This is a genomic window from Gelidibacter gilvus (assembly GCF_004115975.1).
In the GTDB taxonomy this organism is placed as follows: domain Bacteria; phylum Bacteroidota; class Bacteroidia; order Flavobacteriales; family Flavobacteriaceae; genus Gelidibacter; species Gelidibacter gilvus.
The window spans coordinates 532,209-550,274 of sequence record NZ_SDDZ01000002.1 but is presented as its reverse complement, the minus strand read 5'-3'; the positions used below and the strand labels follow the sequence as shown (position 1 = coordinate 550,274).

Genomic DNA, 18,066 nt, shown 5'->3' with positions numbered 1-18,066 from the left:
TACGTAGTCTTTAATTTTGAATGTTAAGGGTTCAGGAACTTCTAAAGACAATACTTAAAAATTCAATGTCATACCTTCAGTCGTGGATAATCTCGTGGTTATTTTGAAGAAGGGCCATTGAGCAATTTGCCTTCTGCCAGAGCATAAAATGAGTGTATCTCAGTTTCATTAGAGTGTATTGGCCTCTTTAAATGACTAGCTCCGGGCTAAAGGCCCAGAGCTAGTTTTTATTTAAGATATTAAGGATTTAGTAACTAACTTCTAATTACCAACCCGGATTTTGTTTCAATTCCACGCCTTCAGCTTCATACAAACTGATGTCGTTTGTAGGAATAGCACTTAAGTAATGTTTTGGAGAAACGAATTCTCTTGTCACACCTACATAAGGAATGACGTAACCGTCAGCATTTACTTTCGTTTTGGAAGCAGTTCCAATTAAGGATGGGATTCTGGCGCCTAGCACCACATCTGGGTTAGCTGTTGAATCCAAATAATCACCTTTTTTCCAACGTAAAATATCTAATTGACGCATGGCTGTCCAGCTCATAAACTCAGTACGACGCTCACGACGAATCTCCCAGATAATTGGGTTTACAGCTCCGGTAATTTGTTCTAAAGCAGAAGTTCTTTGCGGATCTTCTATTTGAACACCATTTACCATGGCATTGGTACCATCGGTTGTTAGCGTTGCGATTCCAGCACGTGCGCGTACCTTGTTGATAGACGCATCCAAATCGGCATTGGTAATCGTTCCTAGCTCTGCGCTTGCTTCTGCATAGTTTAAATAGACTTCGCTAAGTGTAAATATAGGCGCATCAATATGGTTTTGATTAATTGTAGTTACTTCAGGTCCAGACAATGCAGGATTGTTGTACAATTGAAAAACATACCCAGTGATAGACGTCAATCCATTCCAAGGTTTGTCTGAATACGCATAATCTTCCGTACCGAATGCCTTGGCAAAACGTGGGTCTCTATTGGCAAAAGTATTGGTGATGGTTTCATCTCCAAGAAACTGTGGATTTCCACCCACTTGTTTAATTGGTAGCCCGTTGGTAGTTACATAGCTTTCTGCAGCAAATTTTGTCAATCCACTTTGTACCGTCGAAGTATTTGTGTAAGCCTGGATGGAATTTGATAAAACCCCCTGGATGTATCTTTTTGCAAGGATCACTTCAGGATTGCCCAGTAATTCGATGGAGTTATAAAGTGATTTCCAATCCGATTGTAACGCATATTTAGGATTGTCCATAACAACCAATGCAGCGGCTTTAGCCTTTAGAAGATACTCGCTTCCATCTTGAGAGGAATTATATTTTCTATAAGTTCCTTCATAAAGGCCCACACGGCTTAACAACGCATATGCGGTGTTTTTGTTCACGGTCGTATTTTTATCGTCCTCTTCTAAAAGTAGCGTAGTAGCTTCTTCTAAATCCTTAATGACATTGTCAATTACTTGAGCTCTGCTTAAAGCTGGTTTGTAAACATCAGCATCGTTCTGACTTAAGTATAGGTCTGTATAAGGAACATCTCCAAACTCTTGTGCCAATCTGAAGTAAGTGAAGGCTCTAAAAAACTTGGCCACACCTAAATAATGATTTTTCTTTGCCTCGTCCATTGGAACCGTAGGAACGCGCTGCAACATTAAGTTGGTACGACGGATTAACGTGTAATAACTATTCCAGTTACCATTGGTCGCGTTTGCAGTCGTATTAAGATTAATGAAAACATTCATCGCTAAATTATCGTCTATTTTGGACGAATTATGAAAATAGAAATCGGAGCTTGTACTCGCATTATTTCCATATCCTAAAAAAGTATCATAATTCAACCAAGAGAATGTTCTGACATTATTTTCAGAAGTCCAGAAGTTATCATCTGTGAAGACGTCTTTTGGGGGCGTGTCTAAATAATCCGAGCAGTTATAAGCCAGTGCTGCCATTGAAAGGGCAAGGACAGAGAGCTTTACCTTGGAGTTTATTATTAATTTTCTCATTGCTTTAAATTTTTAAATTAGTTTTTTAAAATGTGATTTGAACACCTAGAGACCATGTTTTGGCATAAGGGAAAGTTCTTCCCCAAGCTGCTTCTGTGTCATTAATTTCAGGGTCTACCGGTAACTTACCGTTTTTCCAAGTCACTAAGTTAAGACCAGAGATGTAAGGTCTCAATTTGTCAATTCCTATTTTCTTAGTCACACTCTCAGGAAGTGTATACCCTACCGTAAGACTTTTTAATCTTAAGTAAGACATGTTCAATAAATATCTAGACTGTGCAACAAAGTTGTTTGATCCTGGCGCATAGGCTCCAAAAGCGTTTGCGGCATGGTTAGGATAAGGATTAGGGTAATAGGCATCTGTGTTATCAGGTGTCCAATAATCGTTCATATGGCCGTACATGGCATCAGTCCTGTTGTAAAATGGCAATACTAAATCTGAGGCCGCCCAATACTGACGCTCACCAACACCTTGGAAGAATGCATCCACGTCAAATCCATAAAAAGTTCCTCCTAAACGCATCCCGTATTGGTATTTAGGCGTTGTATTACCTATAACACTCAAATCTCCCGGATCTTCCGCAGTTCCTTTTCCTCTTGTGATTTTTCCGTCACCGTCTAAATCTTTGTACATCACATCTCCAGCACCGTATTTAAAAGCGCCTTTTCGGATATCAGTATAATCTACTCCGTTTACAATTAAACCGGTAGCATCTACATTATCGGAAGACTGGATAAGGCCTTCAGTTGTCAAGCCCCAGATTTCACCAATTTTCTGACCGGTGTAATAAGAACCCAGCAATTTTGAAGTGTTGTTCCACTCCGTAACCTCTGTAGTATAATCAGAAAGTGTAAGATCTGCATAAACCGCTACATCATTAGTAATGGCTTTATTGAAATTGATTCCCAATTCCCAACCTCTAGTTCTAAGATTTCCTGAGTTGGTATTCGCCGCAGATTGTCCAAAAGAACCTGGAAGTGTCTTTCCTGGAGACAACATCCCTTTTGTATCACGTTGGTAGTAATCAAACGTCATTCCCAACATATTGAAAACTCTTAAATCCAATCCAATATCTTGTGTGGTCACCTTTTCCCAAGTTAAATAAGGATCCACATTGCTTGGCAAGCCCACAGAAGGAGGAACTGACATTCCACTTCCTAACCACCATGGGTTAGATCGTGACATCACTGCCAAAAAGGCATTATTTGCGATGTTCTGATTTCCTATGGACCCAATTGAAGCACGTATTTTTAGATCGTTTAACCAATCGTTTGTGCCTTCCATGAATTTTTCTTTTGAGATTCTATATCCAGCAGATGCAGATGGGAAGAAACCCCACTGCTCATTGGTTGGAAACTTTGAAGAGCCATCATAACGCGCATTCAATTCCAATAAATAGATCCCGTCGTAATCATAATTAACACGAGCAAAAACTCCGGCAATGGCATAATCCGATAACCCAGGATTGAGCGTGGAATTTGCGCTGAGCGGCGATGTAAATTGATCCCCAATGGCTAAGTTAAACTCCGGCTTGTTTTTGTCTAACAAAGTATTTCTACGGGCATAAGTTCTTTCAAAAGTTTGCCACTCCGTATTCAAACCAGCAAGCACGTGGAAATTGTGTACATCGTTGAGTGTTTTAAAGTAATTGGCATAAACGTTCGCAACGTTTGTAACGGATGACGATTTAACCTGAGCAACGAAATCATTACCTGATTCCATCATGGTAGGCTTTCCTGCAACTAAATCTCCTGCACCTGTCCACCAATCCCATAATGGCACTTGACCACCATTCATTTTGTTGCTGAAATAATTATTGCTGACACTATATTCACCAATGATGTTAAAGTCTTTGGTAATTTGTGCGGTTAACTTTGCACTGAGTCGGGTATCGTTTTCAATTCTTTTATTCATCGATGCATTGTTCATATATCCTGGTGCATGACGGAACGATACGTCGTTATATGTTCCATAAGGGAAAAAAGAACCCCAACGCATATAGTATCCAAAATAACCATTTCCGGCAGTATCCAATCCGCTGTTATAATAGTTGAACGGCGATTCGTATTGTTGGAATGATGACAATACCTTGAAGTCACCAGTTAGCCAATCTGCCAGCTGTGTGGTCATCCCCATGTTTAGGTTGATTCTTTCATTGGTTTCTGTTTGGATGTTCATAACACCATCTTGATTGGATATCCCCAAAGAAACAATAAACGAACTTTTTTCTCCCAAAGAACCTTGAGCGGATAAGTTATGAAACATTTGAACCGCATTTTTCTTTAACATCTCTTCGTGCGGATCCCAAATTCTATAGAAATAATGTTTACCACCGATAACCTCAAAATCTTCTCCTAAGATCATGTTCTTATCACTACTACTTCTTGAAGACGCATATTTTTGTTTCCAATTAATGATGCCTGGAAGTAATGTTTTGTAATTCATTCCAAAAGATTCTGGATTCGCATTACCTGCACGTGCCTGAGCTTCAATCATTGCTGGAAGTTCAATTGTAGGGTCATTAAATTCCACTAACGAAATTGGATTGCTCCAGCCATAACTGCTGCTATAGGAAAATCTGACTTTACCTTCAGCGCCTTTACCACTTTTTGTGGTTATCAATATCACTCCAAAAGCTGCCCTTGCACCATAGATCGAAGCAGAAGCTGCGTCTTTAAGTACTGAAATGGAAGCAACATCTTCAGGGTTGATAAGCGACATGTCCGATGGAACGCCATCTACCAATACTAAAGGAGAGCCTGTAGCGGTACCGTTGACAATGGTTCCAGCACCACGTATATTGATATTGGAAGTTTTACCGATGTTTCCGGAATTAAAAGTCACGTTTAATCCTGGTGTGGTCCCTTGTAATCCTTTGGTCAGGTCCGTAATAGGTTTACTGCCCAGAGCTTTCTCGACATCTATACTGGCAACTGCGCCTGTAAGATTTACTTTCTTCTGAGTAGAGAACCCTACAATTACAATTTCATCCAAAACAGAAGAACTCTCTGTTAGGGCGATATTGACCGATTGCTGACCTTCAATTTTAACTTCTTGAGTTTCAAATCCAATATAACTAAAGCTTAAAGTTTCGCCTTGCAAAACAGCAATAGTATATTTACCATCAAAATCGGTTGAACTACCCTTAGTAGTTCCTTTTACAAGCACGTTAACTCCAGGTATGGGAATTCCGTCGGCTTTGTTTGTTACAGTTCCCGAAATCGTTATAGTTTGTCCAAATGAGGCTTGGATCAAAAGAAACAAAAACGGAATGAGGAAAAATTTCTTCATAATTCTTTAGTCTTTTTGTGGTTAATTAACAAATGTATTTAATTTATGCGTATAAATGCGTTTTTCGAATAATAATTTTAATCAAAATACACAAAATGCAAACTCCCGCAATTTTGATGGATTTTACAGGATTTGAATTCAATTATTTTAATATATTTGTGTTTGACCATAAACCTTTTAAACTATGCTTAAGGCCCAAAGACACAGTTATATCATGGAGAAGCTTCGTGCTGAGCAGAAAGTTGTGACTACAGATCTGGCTGTGGATCTTGATTTATCAGAAGATACCGTAAGAAGGGATTTAAATGAATTGGACCGTAAGAAGCTACTCAAAAAAGTTTATGGTGGTGCTTTATTAATTAAAGAAAGATCGAGCAATACGTTCAATGTTCATATCAGTGCAGAAGAGAAAAAGGAAAAAATAGTGATCAAGGCCTTGTCCTTGTTGCATGATGATCAGGTAATTATCATGAGCGGCGGAACAACAAATCTTGTGTTTGCGAAATTTATACCAGAACATCTGAAACTTACCATATATACCTATAGTCTTCCTATAGCCATGCAACTGTCCAAGCTCCCTAATATTGAACTCATATTAATAGGAGGAAAAATGCAGAAAAGTGCAATGGTCACGATAGGGATTGATGTGATCCAAGTCTTATCTAAAATTAGGGCTGATATATGCTTTATCGGTGCCAGTAGCATTAATGTTAAACAAGGATTAACGGAGGTTGGCTATGAAGTTTCCGTGGTAAAGAAAGCGATGATAGCGTCTTCTGATAAAGTTGTTTCCATGTTTACATCTAATAAATTAAACACTAAAATGCCGCATGGCGTCTGTGAACTCCAGGAGTTGGACACTATTGTTACCGAATTAGATCCAGATGATGACCGACTTGAAAAGTACCGAAAAACTGGTATTAAGATATTGTAAGCATTAAGGGATGATTTTGCGTTTTTCTGCGCTATTTGATAACAAAAAGCGTAAAAAAACGTAAATTGAATTTAACATTTGAGATGTCGTTTTCACACCGGGATAGGTCAATATAAAAGGATTCTCAATTGACAAGCAAGGAAGAGTTTGGATATTTAAATTTGATTCATAAGGTTTTACAAACTCAATTTGGACCGTACAGGACTATTAGATCCATTAGTGTCGTAAGAATTCAACAATATCGAAAACAACAAACAAATAAATTTCCGAAAGAGTAAGGTTTGCAACCTTCATGATAAGCATTAACAATTCAATTTTCAACACATAAAAAAGATGCGGAAACCCCTGCTACTTATAGCTATATTTTTAGGTTCTATAAATGTATTTCAGGCTCAGAAATTAGATATCATCCCAAAACCTGTCCAAATAGAACAGCAAGGGGAGGTATTTCGAATTCCTGCATCGGTCAGGCTTATTCTGGATAAAAAACTGCAACATAGTGCGGATTATATCCGTGGCGAATTTCTAAAAAGTACCGGAATCACTCCAAATGTTTTCATCGGTGCTTCTCAGGAAAAAAAATCAATTGTCTTTTTGGTCGATGATACAATGGAGCTTCCAGAGGAGGGTTATAGATTGAGCGTCAAAAAAGAAGGCGTGCTAGTAAAAGGAAAATCTGCAAACGGACTTTTAAATGGTTTTCAGACCTTGCTTCAAATCTGCTCAGCAAAAGCGATTGAAAAAGGAACAATTCCATTTGTGACCATTGAAGATTATCCTCGTTTTGAATGGCGCGGTATGATGCTTGACGTGTCCAGACAGTTTTTTGACAAAGAAACGGTTAAGAATTATATTGATTGGTTGTCCGCACATAAAATGAATGTTTTCCATTGGCATCTCACCGATGATAATGGCTGGAGAATAGAAATCAAATCCATGCCCGATTTAACTTTGAAGGGCGCATGGAGAGGACCGGGAGAAGTAATTCCTCCAGCGTATGGTTCCGGAAATCAACGTTACGGTGGATTTTATACCCAAGAAGATATAAAGGAGGTTGTGGCCCATGCTTTGGCAAGAGGAATTTCAATCATGCCCGAAATCGAAATCCCGGGACATTCTCGTGCCGTCATCGGTGCCTATCCGGAGTTGGGTTGCGTCATTACCCATCAAACAAAAAGTGTTCAAGGTGAAGTCGATAATGTTTGGTGTGTAGGTCGCGAAGAAAACTACCAAGTATTGGATGGCATTATTAAAGAATTCACAGAGTTGTTCCCTTTTGAATACATCCACGTTGCGGGAGATGAAGTTAACCGGGCTACTTGGGAACAATGTCCAGAATGTCAAGCCGTGATGCAAGATGAAGGTTTTACAGATACGTTCCAGCTGCAGAATTATTTCTTTAGACGGGTCGAAAAGATTGTTGAGAAATACAACAGAAAAGCGGCAGGCTGGAACGAGATCATAAAAGGTGGCCAGTTGAGTCCCAAAACACAAATTTTTGCTTGGCAGGGTGTGGACTACGGCATTGAATCGGCTAAAAAAGGATACAGCACCATTATGATTCCTGGGCAATACACTTATTTTGACATGGCCCAATCAGCATCTGAGCGCGGGCATCGTTGGGCGGCTATTATTGATACCGAACGGGTGTATGGCTTTGAGCCCATTCCGGAAAACGACTTGTCATTGGATGAGCAAAAACTGATCAAAGGTGTTCAAGGTGCGTTGTGGAGTGAATATCTTGACCGCCCCGAACGGTTTATGGAATACCAAAGTTACCCACGGATTTCAGCATTATCAGAAGTGGCATGGTCTAAAAAAGAAGATAAAGATTGGGACGATTTTTACAGCCGATTAACAAATAGCCATCTCCAACGCCTGTCCGATATGGGCATTGCCTTTAGGGATTTTCCGCCTACGGCAATTTACAAAAATGGCAACATTACTGTAATACCTCCATATGAAGGCGCCACGGTGCATTATGATGCTGAAGGAAAGGAACCCACATTGGAATCACTTGTATATACCATCCCAATTGAAACAACGGACTTCGAGAACTATCGGTTCCGTACTTTTTTCAATGCGTTTTCTTCCAGTCCTATGGTAAAAGCGGAAAAACCACCCGTCGCCCAATGGAACACTTCTAAAGTTGAAATTTTAAAGCTCTCAGAGAATATTTCTGAACATATTGATAAAAACGGGATCTATTACCTCAGTTTTCATCAGAAAGATGAGCAAACAGCCCATGGCGTGGTTAGGGAGATCTCACTTTTTGAAAATGATAATTTAATAACGACCTATTCAGAAGAACAGCTTTTAAAATCGAAACCTCAAAGACGTTTCTTGATTGAAAAATATTCTGATAAAAACACTTACCGACTGGATTTTGCTGTAGAAAACATGACCGAAAAAGCATCTTCAGCCGAGGTAAAACTCCATTATTCTCCCTATTTGGAACCAGAAGTAAAAGTGACTTCCTCCATGTCAGAAAATCCAAGATTTCCAATTTCCAATTTGGAAGATTACAATCCAGATACCTATTTGCGTACCGATGTTCCCTGTGAAAATGGCGATTGGATTTTATATACTTTTACAAGTCCTGTGTCATCTTCTAAAATTGAGGTTTTGACAGGAATTCCAAATCATCCCAGATTTTTTGTTAATGATGGCCATGTTGAATACTCCTATAACGGTGTTGATTTTGAAAAAGGGGAGGCCTTTGATTATGGAATAGCATATATCTACCCAAAACAACCTATAAAAGCAATTAAGATTATGATCACTGGAACCAACCATGAACCCATTGTGGCTGGCCAGGATTTAAGAATTAATCCCTAAATAATGAAAAGAATCACAGTTAGTATCCTATTTGGTCTTTTGATGTGTTTTGCGACAGGTTGCAAATCCCTAAAACATCACAAAAGGGTTTTTGATACCGTACAAAACGAAGTTTATATTGATTCGATGATGTACAATGCGCTTGAAAAAGGATTTTTCCCAGGGGCACAAATTATTGTGGGCAGTAAGGATTCGATTTTTATATCGAAAAACTATGGCTACCACGATTATTCAAAACAAGAACCGGTAACAACAGAAGATGTCTATGATTTGGCCTCCATGTCCAAAATTTTGGGAGCGACCTTGGTGGCCATGAGATTGGTGGGCGAAAATAAAATAAAGTTGGATGATAAATTAGGCGATGTTGTATCTTTTTATAAACAGACCGCCCTTGCCGATTTAACTCTTTTTGAACTGCTAACGCATACCTCAGGACTAAAACCTTTTATTACCTTTTACCAAAGTCTGTTGTCAACACCAGATGGACTTCCGTTGTTGAGTCCTGAACAATCGGATGATTATCCTAATTTGTTTGGAGACATGTATGTCAATAAACACATTGTTTACGACTCTAAATACCTCTCTTTTGAACCTAAGGAAAATTATGTCCAGATTTATAAAAACATGTGGTTGAATCCTGAATTTTATGATAAGGTGAATGATGATATTTCTTTGGCGCTAACCCGTCCAAGAGGTGAGTATGTGTATAGTGACTTGAATTTGCTTCTTGCAAAACAAATGCTGGAGGCAAAAACAGGAATGACATTGGATGTTTTGGCTAAAGAAAATTTCAGTGACTTGGGAATTTCACAAATTGGATACAATCCTTTGAAATGGACTTCTGAACAAAATGTGATCCCCACTGAGATTGATAACTTTTTCCGAAAGGATACCTTAAAAGGTTATGTGCATGATGAGGCTGCTGCTATTTTAGGTGGTGTTTCTGGAAATGCAGGATTATTTGCAAACGCAACCTCAATTTCTGTCATTTGTCAGATGTTACTTGATAAAGGGAAGTATCAGGGCAAACAGGTTTTAAAGCCAAAGGTGGTTAGGAGGTTTACAAAATCGCCTCTTGCCAAAAAGGGCATTTATCGTGGGATTGGTTTTGATAAACGCAAACCGAACGAGTTTTACGGAAAAAAGGATTTTGGACACACCGGCTATACCGGAACGTTTTTCTTTATGAATCCCGATACACAGATGTTTGTAATTATTCTTACCAATAGGGTACATCCCACGCGCACCAACAGGTTGATGTATGAAGATGATTTTGGCCCTAAAATTTGGAAGCACATAAACGCCTTAAAACACTAGATAGAAGACTTTTCAGATGGTATGTAAAACATTCCCATTTCTGTGGTTGACCCAAATGTGGAGTGACTTTCATTAGTCCTAAAATCAAAAATGCGCTCTAATCAACGCATGCCATTAAACTAGGGTCATGCTTGGTGTGGAATGACCATAAACGGAATTACGGAATGGTATCCCAACTTCTTGATGATAGGTTCATTGATTAAATCTTCGAGAAAACTACGCTCATAATTAATCATGGTGAGAAGCTGAATATCCTTGTCCTCAATGAAATTTGATAAAATCTGTTCTTTTCTACCTTGTTCTGGAATCCAATTGAACGTATGCGGATGATCTTTTAAAAACTCTTTTAGAGATTTTACATTGCTATGTTGTAGTTCAGTGAGATCGGCTTCCTTGTTAATATGAACAATTTCAATATTAGAGTCATGCAATTGGGATAATTTTGTAATGGCATGTAATTCGTCTCCATAAGATCTTTTGAAACCATTGGCAAAAGCGATCCGCTCTGGCATAACAAATTCATAATTTCGAGGGATTAACAAGATAGGGCAAAGTTTCACCTTCTTAATAACGGTCACACTATTGCTTCCAAGAAGAAACTCCTTTGCTCCGGTAGCACCTTTTGTGCCCATAACCACCATATCAATGGCGTGTTTTTTAATTGCAGCTTTTATAGACTCCGTAAGAAACTCTTCGCTAAAAATGGTTTCAAACTTATGTTCGGTATTGGTACTAATAATTTTAGCGTTTTCTGTCAGTTCAATCAATTGCTCTTTAGCTGTGTTTTTGAGCTTGTCAATATAACTTGGGGAGATATAAGTTCTTGATCCCGTATTTACAAAGGTCCAAGCATGCGAAAAATAAAATGTACACGATTTTTTGGCGTATAATTTTATGGCATACACTGCAGCACTCCATGCGTTTTCTGAAAAATCTGTTGGTAGTAAAATATGATGTCTCATTCTATAGTCATTTATCCTTAAGACGCAAACTTAACAGTTAATTTGAAAAGATAAAATGATTTATGTCATCAAAAAGTATGGAATTAAAATAGGCGAGGAGGTTAGTCAACTCATTGAATTATTGACTCAGGATGGATGATATGTTGTCATTGACAAATTTCAACGATATTAACGTTGGTTCGGATCTAAAGTCATCCTCAACCGTAAAATTTCAGAGAGTGCGCCGTCGTTGTCCGTTACAAGAATTAAATCGGTTTGGGTTTTGGATATCATTTTATCAATAATTACAGATTCCACTTTTAACGGAAATCCGGGATTTGGAATCTGCTGTATGAGCACGTCATTGTCAAGTTGGCCGTTCTTTATTTTTATCACGCCAATAAAACTGCCCAAGATATCGCCGTCATCATAGGCATTGGGCGCATCTTCAACCGAAGCCGTAAAAATGAGATAAGGTTGGTCTTGAAAAGCAGTAGCTCCTGAAAATCCCGCTTGTAAGCCATTGATTTTAGGTAACGAAAATAAATGCGTTTTAGGAATTGGAAAAGAATTTCCAGTTGCGCAATAGCCTATAAAATCTGTAAGTGAAAAGCTGAATATGATGTTTTGGCCTCTATTAAAAAGATATAGTACGTCACCAAGAGTGGCGAGCGCTTCTATATCAAGTTCATGGCCTTGCATGATATCCATCTGCCTGACATGGTCGTAAAACAGAGAGATATCATAGGTCTGATAGCTTATTTCCTCTCCAAGTTCAACTAGGACACAGACATCACGTTCGGGCGATTTGGAGCCTGAACCAAAAACAAGGATTTCCGTCGCACTGATCATTTCCATCGCCTCAAAATCGGGTTTGTCGATTTTTGGAATTATGGTGCCTTGTAGTTTTTCAGAAGAATAGATCGGCGTTTTTGAAAGCAGATTAAAATTCTTGTCAGTGTGAAATAAATAAGGGGAATCATCACCTATCACATAGAAACCGTCTTTTGATTTTACAATGCCAGAAGCACTTGGGATGTCTTCCAGAATCTGCCAACTCAAAATCTCAATGTCTAATTTCGTTTGTTTCAAAGAATTTTGTTTTTTAAACGGTAGAATCGAAATTAAACAAAAAAATAAGTTAACTGCACTTTTAGGAATGCATATAGAGGGTACTATTCGTAGAAATTCAACATTACCACTTTCACATGGAAGTGTGGATTCTGTTTCAAATCACTAAAAGCACTTTTGTTTATAGGTTTTGATGTGCGTAAGATTAGGCTTATATAAATGATTGGTCTTACTCTTTACGTGGGATAACCAAAAATGGAATCTTAGATTTGAAACCTAATTTCTTTATGATGGGTTCTTTAATTATATTTTCAATAAAGCTATGCTCATAATTGATCATGGTAAGGATCTTGACGTTGTTTTCCTTAATAAAATCAGCGATGACATCTGCTTTGGTACGATGACCAGGTAACCAATTAAAAGTATGCGGATAATCCTTTAGATGTTCCTTCAACATACCAAAATTAGTATTTTGTATGTCAGTTAACCCATCCTTACCTTTGATGTGAAGCACATTGATGGTAGCTTTGGTCATGTCGGCCAATTGTGTGATTGGCAGTAAATCTTCACCAAAGAATCTGCTAAAATCGCTTGGAAAGGCAATTTGATCAGGTTTTACAAATTCACACTTCGTTGGTACCAACAATATAGGACAAAGCCTTATTTTGTTAATTACAGATACGGTATTACTTCCCAGAATATATTTTTTGGCTCCTGTAGCACCTTTTGTGCCCATCACCACCATATCAATGTTATGCTTTTTAATGGAGACTTGAATACAATCCTCTAAGGATCCAACCGTATAAATTGTTTCAAATTTATGCTCAGGATTTTTGCTTTCTTTTTCAGCGCGCTCTTTTACTGCGGCCAATTGCTCTTTGGATTGCTCTATAAGCGGATCAATATAACTTTGAGAAATATAGGTCCTGGAGCCTGAATTTAAAAAGGTCCAAGCATATGAAAAATAAAATGTGCAAGGTGCATCGGCATATAAATTCAGAGCGTAACGTGCTGCGCTCCATGCATTATCTGAAAAATCTGTTGGAATTAAAATGTGATGTCTCATGCTGTATTTTGTTTATCCTTCTAAAATGAATTACGATCTTACGTATAAATGCAAAACTAAGGTTTTATCTCTATATATAAAAGGCTTATCTCTATATATAACGTGACTTATAGCAACTTATAGCAGTCGTAACTAAAAACAGAAATGGTTGGTTAAAAACGATTGGTTGTATAATTATTAAATAAAAATTTTAAGGCGGTTTACTGTTGTTGAAATTTACCAATAAACTTAGAGAAACACAAGTTTTTACTGGATTCAGAAAAAGAACTTAATAAGTGTATAGAGTTTTCTGGCTGTTCTGTTAAATTCCTGCATTTTCCTAACGCCTCATTATCGATTAAATTAAATTAAATCTAAAAGAATTATTTCATACCTTAATGTCTCAATTCACTAACAATAAAGACCTTATGAAAACTTATAAAAAATTACTCGTTTTTTTGTCCACTATTGGTATTTTGGTTGTGGTGATGAGCTTTTATTCTTTTAAGGCTGATCTCCGAGCCAGTGAAAGTTATGTTCCACAAACGCCTTGGGAAAACCTCAAAGTCCTTCCTCAAAATATTTCCAAGGACAGTTTGGAGCATCTCATGAAGAATTTCGCCATGTCTCTTGGGGTAAAATGTAATCACTGCCATGTGTCCAGTAGTACTGATCCCAAAGAATTGGATTTTGCTAGTGACGCGAAAATTGAAAAGGAAATTGCGCGTGGGATGATAAAAATGACCAATGACCTCAACGATAATTATTTTAAACCCTACTTTCCCGAACCGATCCCAAACCAAGTGCATGTGGTCAATTGTGTGATGTGCCATCGTGGGACTGTCAATCCAGAAAAGTATTTATCACAAATGGGTGGGATGTATAAGACCTATGATCCAGAAAGGGATAATAGAAAAGAGAAAGAATTGGAAGCCCAAAGGAAACAGTAAGTTATGTGTTCTCATTTAAGAACTTTTGAAATATTAAAAAGAGTAGGTTATGAGTTTTTACTATTGATATTGAATACTTCAGCGTTATTTATTGGCAACATTTCTTAAATAAACTCTAAATTAAATCGATAGCTTATAAATTAAAGTGAAGACGGCTATTTTCTTTGCTCAAAAAAGAGATAGCCTGAGATAACCTGTAAGTTTGATAAACTCTAAAAATGTAATTATGTTCAAATCAGTAAAACTCAAAATTTAGATTATCCAGCCTAATAAAACGGCTGCCATGGTCTAATTCCCTTTGATGCGGACCCATAAGTCTGACATCAATTTTTTTCCGTCAAGGTTGCTTTTTTCTTGTTCTACAAATTGAACTTGTCCATGTTCATCCCGGACAATTTCATATTGAAAAACGAAATTTTGTGCGCCTTCATCCATGCTTAACAAACCGAATCTCAAATCGCTGAACAAAAGTTTATTGTCCTTATTAATAATGGTGTACCAGCCTTTTGAAATGGCAATCATCTGTTGCACCTTTTCGTCTTCAGCAAGATCTCCCAAAAGTTCATGGTTTTTTTTGTATGCTTCAAAAGTGATAGGCTGCGTGTCGAAAAATGAATAATAGCCCAATAAATAGGCATCTTCGGTTTCTATATTGGCACTCCAAAGAATGGTATTCATGGGGGAAGGCCGTGTATCTATCTGTTTATAGGCAATGTTTTGATCCATTAACGCCGATTCGAACTTCGTAAACGCAATCCATTTCAAGAGTAATGTCAACGCTAAATAGGAGGAGCTCACAATGAGACCAAGGTTATTATACACCCGACGTTTTTTGGCGGTTCTCTTTTGCAACATCGCCAAAATTAAAAAGATTAAAAACGGTAAGGTATAGAGCGGATCAATCACAAAAATGGATTTAAAGGCAAGTCGTGTGTCCAATGGCCAAAACAATTGGGTTCCCCAAGTGGTAAAAGCATCCAAGAGTGGATGGGTGAAAAGCGCCAAGAAAAACAACCAAGTCCAGCCTTTAAAATCCTTATAGGCTTCATAGCGTGTCACCACCCATGCGCAGACGGGAGCGAAAATAGCAGAAAACACAATGGAATGTGAAAACCCTCGATGTATTTCTAAAGCTGATACAGTATCTGTAAAATAGGAGGCAAAGATGTCCAAGTCTGGTATTGTGCCAGCAATAGCACCATATAACATGGCTTTATTGCCAATTTTTTTTCCTAAAACAGCTTCGCCAACCGCGGCTCCTAATATAATTTGTGTAAGTGAATCCATAAACTCGGGCAAAAGTAAGCCAAATAAAACATTTAAACATCGCTATTATGTAGACGAAAGGAGATGTTCTTAACTCTAAATCATTGTTGCCATCTTTTCAGCTCAAAGTCATCGCGAAACAACGTATTATTTTTTGCAAAAAGGCATCTGAATGCTGCTGAAATTTTTTAAATCAAGAAACTAAATTTCAGTCCTTTACATCTTTATAGATATACAAAGGTAAAATAATCGACAAAACGCTTGTTTTTTTCGTTTAATTACATAAATTTGCTCTAATAACCCTAAAATCTCACTTATGAAATCTAAACTTACTTTACTTTGTATGGTATTTTTACTAATGACAAGCTATGGTTTTGCGCAAAAAGACCCTCAAAGCATTATCACTGGAAAAGTATCGATTGCAAAATATCATGATCGTACCGAATTGGATCAACTGCCAAAAGGAGAACTTTTAACCCTATATAATGAGCGCATTGAAGTTATAGTTAAAATTTTGCCCAATATTGCTTTTGCGACAAAACCAGGCGTAACGATGAGCTCTTTGGGGATTCCCGATACCAAAGACAACAGAAAAGCCTTGGAAGAAAATGTTAAGGCCGTCAACACTTATTTTGAAAGCACCATGTCTTTCCAAAACAAGGTCTTGCCATACTCTGATAAATCTAATTTAATTTCTGCCATTCTATTTTACGAAGAAACCTTGAAATCACTTCATACCTACAGTGAGTTCAACAAGTATTAAGTTCCGCTGACATTCAAGAGAGAAACAACACCTATTTATCATATCCGCTTTTTTAGAATCCTGGAGATGACTCTGGGATTTTTTCTGGGCTGTAAGGCACTAAAATAATATGACTTAGAGCGACAAAAAACAATCATATTCAGTACAAAGCCTTCTGAAAATGTATAAGAGTTTTCTTTAAAATGCTTATAAATGTAAGAATCGCTTTACGTCAGTAAATTAATTCGTGCATTTCATCGACTTTATTTGTATTTCATAGGATTTGTTTATATGTTTGAATCAAATAGTTAAAGAATCCTAAATCTACTACTAATTCAATTACTTATGAAAATCTTTACCCAAACCATATGTCTATTTCTTTTGATGGCGAGCAGCAGTTTTGCTCAGCAGGAAAAAGGAATAATTGGCAAGAATAACTGGCTAAATAATTGGACAGAATTTAGACCTAACCATGTTGAACATGGTGAGCCAACCCAAATCTTAAGTGGTAATATAACGCAAGACACGAAACTTTATAAGAGAGATACCTATCTTTTATTGGGAAGTGTGTTTGTAACCGATAGCACAACCCTTACTATTGAACCAGGAACTGTCATCATTGGCGATTTTAAAACCAACGGTGCGCTTATCATTTCTAATGGCTCTAAAATAATGGCGGAAGGATTGGAAACTGATCCTATCATTTTCACTTCAAACAGAAGTGTGAAGAAGGAAGGCGATTGGGGCGGCATTTTTATTCTTGGAGATGCACCAATCAACAAATTTGGTAATGCCTCTTCTGTAAATTATGGATTGCGCCCATCTTCTTTTGGAGACATCAGTTATGGTGGTAAAAATCCACAAAGTAATTCTGGGGTATTAAAATACGTAAGGATTGAATTTGCGGGAAAACGTACAAAAGAATTTGGCTACTTCAGCTCGCTTACCTTGGCGGGAGTTGGAAAAAAGACCGTTATAGAAAATATCATGGTGAGCTATTCTGACGGTAATTCCTTTAATGTATTAGGAGGAGAAGTCAATTTAGAAAAAATGATTTCTTTTAGAACCAGAAGTAACGACTACGAGTTCAATTTTGGAACACAATGTAACATCAGTAATTCCTTGGCCATTAGATCTCCTTATGTATCGGGTTCAGATGGATCACGCACGATGTATATAGCATCTTACGATAAAAAGGATGAAGTAGACTTTGCTAAGAAAGGTACTTTTGTGATCGCTGAAAACTTAACCTTAATCAATGTGAGCGACAATTTAGCATCAGATATTAAGGTCGGTTTGGTTAAGGAAGCGTTATACATTTCTGAGGATGCTTCTTTGGACATGCGTAAAAGTGTGATTTCCGGATTTAATCCAGCAGTTATAATTGACAGCAATGTTAAAATAAACAGTAAGAATTTAGATAGGATAAAATTCAATGACATGTATTTCAATAATTGCAATGGAAATATTTTTACTGAAAACGACTCGAATAATGCCGATTTAGAGAATTGGTATGGCAATAGCATCTTTTTTAATGTGTATTCAAAAGGCAATGATGCCGAAACATTTATTGATGTTAAGAATGGCAGACGTCCCGACTTTAGACTTCGTATTAATAAGATTATTGCATCGAACGATAGAGAAGATTAACCTGAGAGTTTTGTAGTTACAGAT

The 18,066-nt window shown here is 37.5% G+C and carries 12 protein-coding genes; 6 read left to right on the top strand and 6 right to left on the bottom strand.

The features are described 5' to 3' along the window. Nucleotides 1-265: 265 nt before the first annotated feature. Together ESZ48_RS06300 and ESZ48_RS06295 are read right to left on the bottom strand one after the other, a co-directional pair. A complete protein-coding gene (locus tag ESZ48_RS06300) occupies nucleotides 266-1,996 on the bottom strand; it encodes a RagB/SusD family nutrient uptake outer membrane protein (protein WP_129016469.1) in 1,731 nt (576 codons plus the stop codon). Between the two features lie 25 nt (nucleotides 1,997-2,021). After that, complete coding sequence (locus ESZ48_RS06295; RefSeq protein ID WP_129016468.1) at nucleotides 2,022-5,288, bottom strand: SusC/RagA family TonB-linked outer membrane protein; 3,267 nt, start codon at nucleotides 5,286-5,288, stop codon at nucleotides 2,022-2,024. Between the two features lie 184 nt (nucleotides 5,289-5,472). Here ESZ48_RS06295 and ESZ48_RS06290 point away from each other — a divergent pair, with 184 nt between their 5' ends. The 3 genes from ESZ48_RS06290 (at nucleotide 5,473) to ESZ48_RS06280 (ending at nucleotide 10,377) form a co-directional block, all read left to right on the top strand. Beyond that, nucleotides 5,473-6,222, top strand: a complete 750-nt coding sequence (locus ESZ48_RS06290) for a DeoR/GlpR family DNA-binding transcription regulator (protein WP_129016467.1) — start codon at nucleotides 5,473-5,475, stop codon at nucleotides 6,220-6,222. Nucleotides 6,223-6,555: 333 nt separating this feature from the next. After that, nucleotides 6,556-9,060: a beta-N-acetylhexosaminidase gene (locus ESZ48_RS06285; protein ID WP_129016466.1), complete on the top strand. Its 2,505-nt coding sequence runs from the start codon at nucleotides 6,556-6,558 to the stop codon at nucleotides 9,058-9,060. 3 nt (nucleotides 9,061-9,063) lie between these two features. Further along, nucleotides 9,064-10,377, top strand: a complete 1,314-nt coding sequence (locus ESZ48_RS06280; RefSeq protein ID WP_129016465.1) for a serine hydrolase domain-containing protein — start codon at nucleotides 9,064-9,066, stop codon at nucleotides 10,375-10,377. 125 nt (nucleotides 10,378-10,502) lie between these two features. On the opposite strand, the gene ESZ48_RS06275 is transcribed toward ESZ48_RS06280, so the two are convergent. From ESZ48_RS06275 to ESZ48_RS06265, 3 genes are all read right to left on the bottom strand, one after another. After that, nucleotides 10,503-11,339, bottom strand: a complete 837-nt coding sequence (locus tag ESZ48_RS06275; RefSeq protein WP_129016464.1) for a universal stress protein — start codon at nucleotides 11,337-11,339, stop codon at nucleotides 10,503-10,505. A gap of 168 nt (nucleotides 11,340-11,507) precedes the next feature. Beyond that, entirely contained in the window at nucleotides 11,508-12,410 is a 903-nt protein-coding gene (locus ESZ48_RS06270) for a DUF6929 family protein (RefSeq protein ID WP_129016463.1), read from the bottom strand. A 208-nt stretch (nucleotides 12,411-12,618) separates the two neighbouring features. Next, nucleotides 12,619-13,455, bottom strand: a complete 837-nt coding sequence (locus ESZ48_RS06265) for a universal stress protein (RefSeq protein WP_129016462.1) — start codon at nucleotides 13,453-13,455, stop codon at nucleotides 12,619-12,621. 407 nt (nucleotides 13,456-13,862) lie between these two features. Here ESZ48_RS06265 and ESZ48_RS06260 point away from each other — a divergent pair, with 407 nt between their 5' ends. Beyond that, nucleotides 13,863-14,384 carry a c-type cytochrome gene (locus tag ESZ48_RS06260; protein WP_190246204.1) on the top strand — a complete coding sequence of 174 codons (522 nt, stop codon included), beginning with the start codon at nucleotides 13,863-13,865 and terminating at the stop codon, nucleotides 14,382-14,384. A 288-nt stretch (nucleotides 14,385-14,672) separates the two neighbouring features. On the opposite strand, the gene ESZ48_RS06255 is transcribed toward ESZ48_RS06260, so the two are convergent. Beyond that, entirely contained in the window at nucleotides 14,673-15,671 is a 999-nt protein-coding gene (locus ESZ48_RS06255) for a metal-dependent hydrolase (RefSeq protein WP_129016460.1), read from the bottom strand. A gap of 295 nt (nucleotides 15,672-15,966) precedes the next feature. Here ESZ48_RS06255 and ESZ48_RS06250 point away from each other — a divergent pair, with 295 nt between their 5' ends. Further along, nucleotides 15,967-16,413, top strand: a complete 447-nt coding sequence (locus ESZ48_RS06250; RefSeq protein WP_129016459.1) for a hypothetical protein — start codon at nucleotides 15,967-15,969, stop codon at nucleotides 16,411-16,413. Nucleotides 16,414-16,737: 324 nt separating this feature from the next. Further along, nucleotides 16,738-18,042 (top strand): hypothetical protein, encoded by a 1,305-nt coding sequence (locus tag ESZ48_RS06245; RefSeq protein WP_129016458.1) that lies wholly within the window; start codon nucleotides 16,738-16,740, stop codon nucleotides 18,040-18,042. Nucleotides 18,043-18,066 lie beyond the last annotated feature (24 nt).

Bases quoted from the DNA above. Each gene is read 5' to 3' on its own strand.
- ESZ48_RS06300 (WP_129016469.1), bottom strand. From the start codon at position 1,996: ATGAGAAAATTAATAATAAACTCCAAGGTAAAGCTCTCTGTCCTTGCC.
- ESZ48_RS06295 (WP_129016468.1), bottom strand. From the start codon at position 5,288: ATGAAGAAATTTTTCCTCATTCCGTTTTTGTTTCTTTTGATCCAAGCC.
- ESZ48_RS06290 (WP_129016467.1), top strand. From the start codon at position 5,473: ATGCTTAAGGCCCAAAGACACAGTTATATCATGGAGAAGCTTCGTGCT.
- ESZ48_RS06285 (WP_129016466.1), top strand. From the start codon at position 6,556: ATGCGGAAACCCCTGCTACTTATAGCTATATTTTTAGGTTCTATAAAT.
- ESZ48_RS06280 (WP_129016465.1), top strand. From the start codon at position 9,064: ATGAAAAGAATCACAGTTAGTATCCTATTTGGTCTTTTGATGTGTTTT.
- ESZ48_RS06275 (WP_129016464.1), bottom strand. From the start codon at position 11,339: ATGAGACATCATATTTTACTACCAACAGATTTTTCAGAAAACGCATGG.
- ESZ48_RS06265 (WP_129016462.1), bottom strand. From the start codon at position 13,455: ATGAGACATCACATTTTAATTCCAACAGATTTTTCAGATAATGCATGG.
- ESZ48_RS06260 (WP_190246204.1), top strand. From the start codon at position 13,863: ATGAAAACTTATAAAAAATTACTCGTTTTTTTGTCCACTATTGGTATT.
- ESZ48_RS06255 (WP_129016460.1), bottom strand. From the start codon at position 15,671: ATGGATTCACTTACACAAATTATATTAGGAGCCGCGGTTGGCGAAGCT.
- ESZ48_RS06250 (WP_129016459.1), top strand. From the start codon at position 15,967: ATGAAATCTAAACTTACTTTACTTTGTATGGTATTTTTACTAATGACA.
- ESZ48_RS06245 (WP_129016458.1), top strand. From the start codon at position 16,738: ATGAAAATCTTTACCCAAACCATATGTCTATTTCTTTTGATGGCGAGC.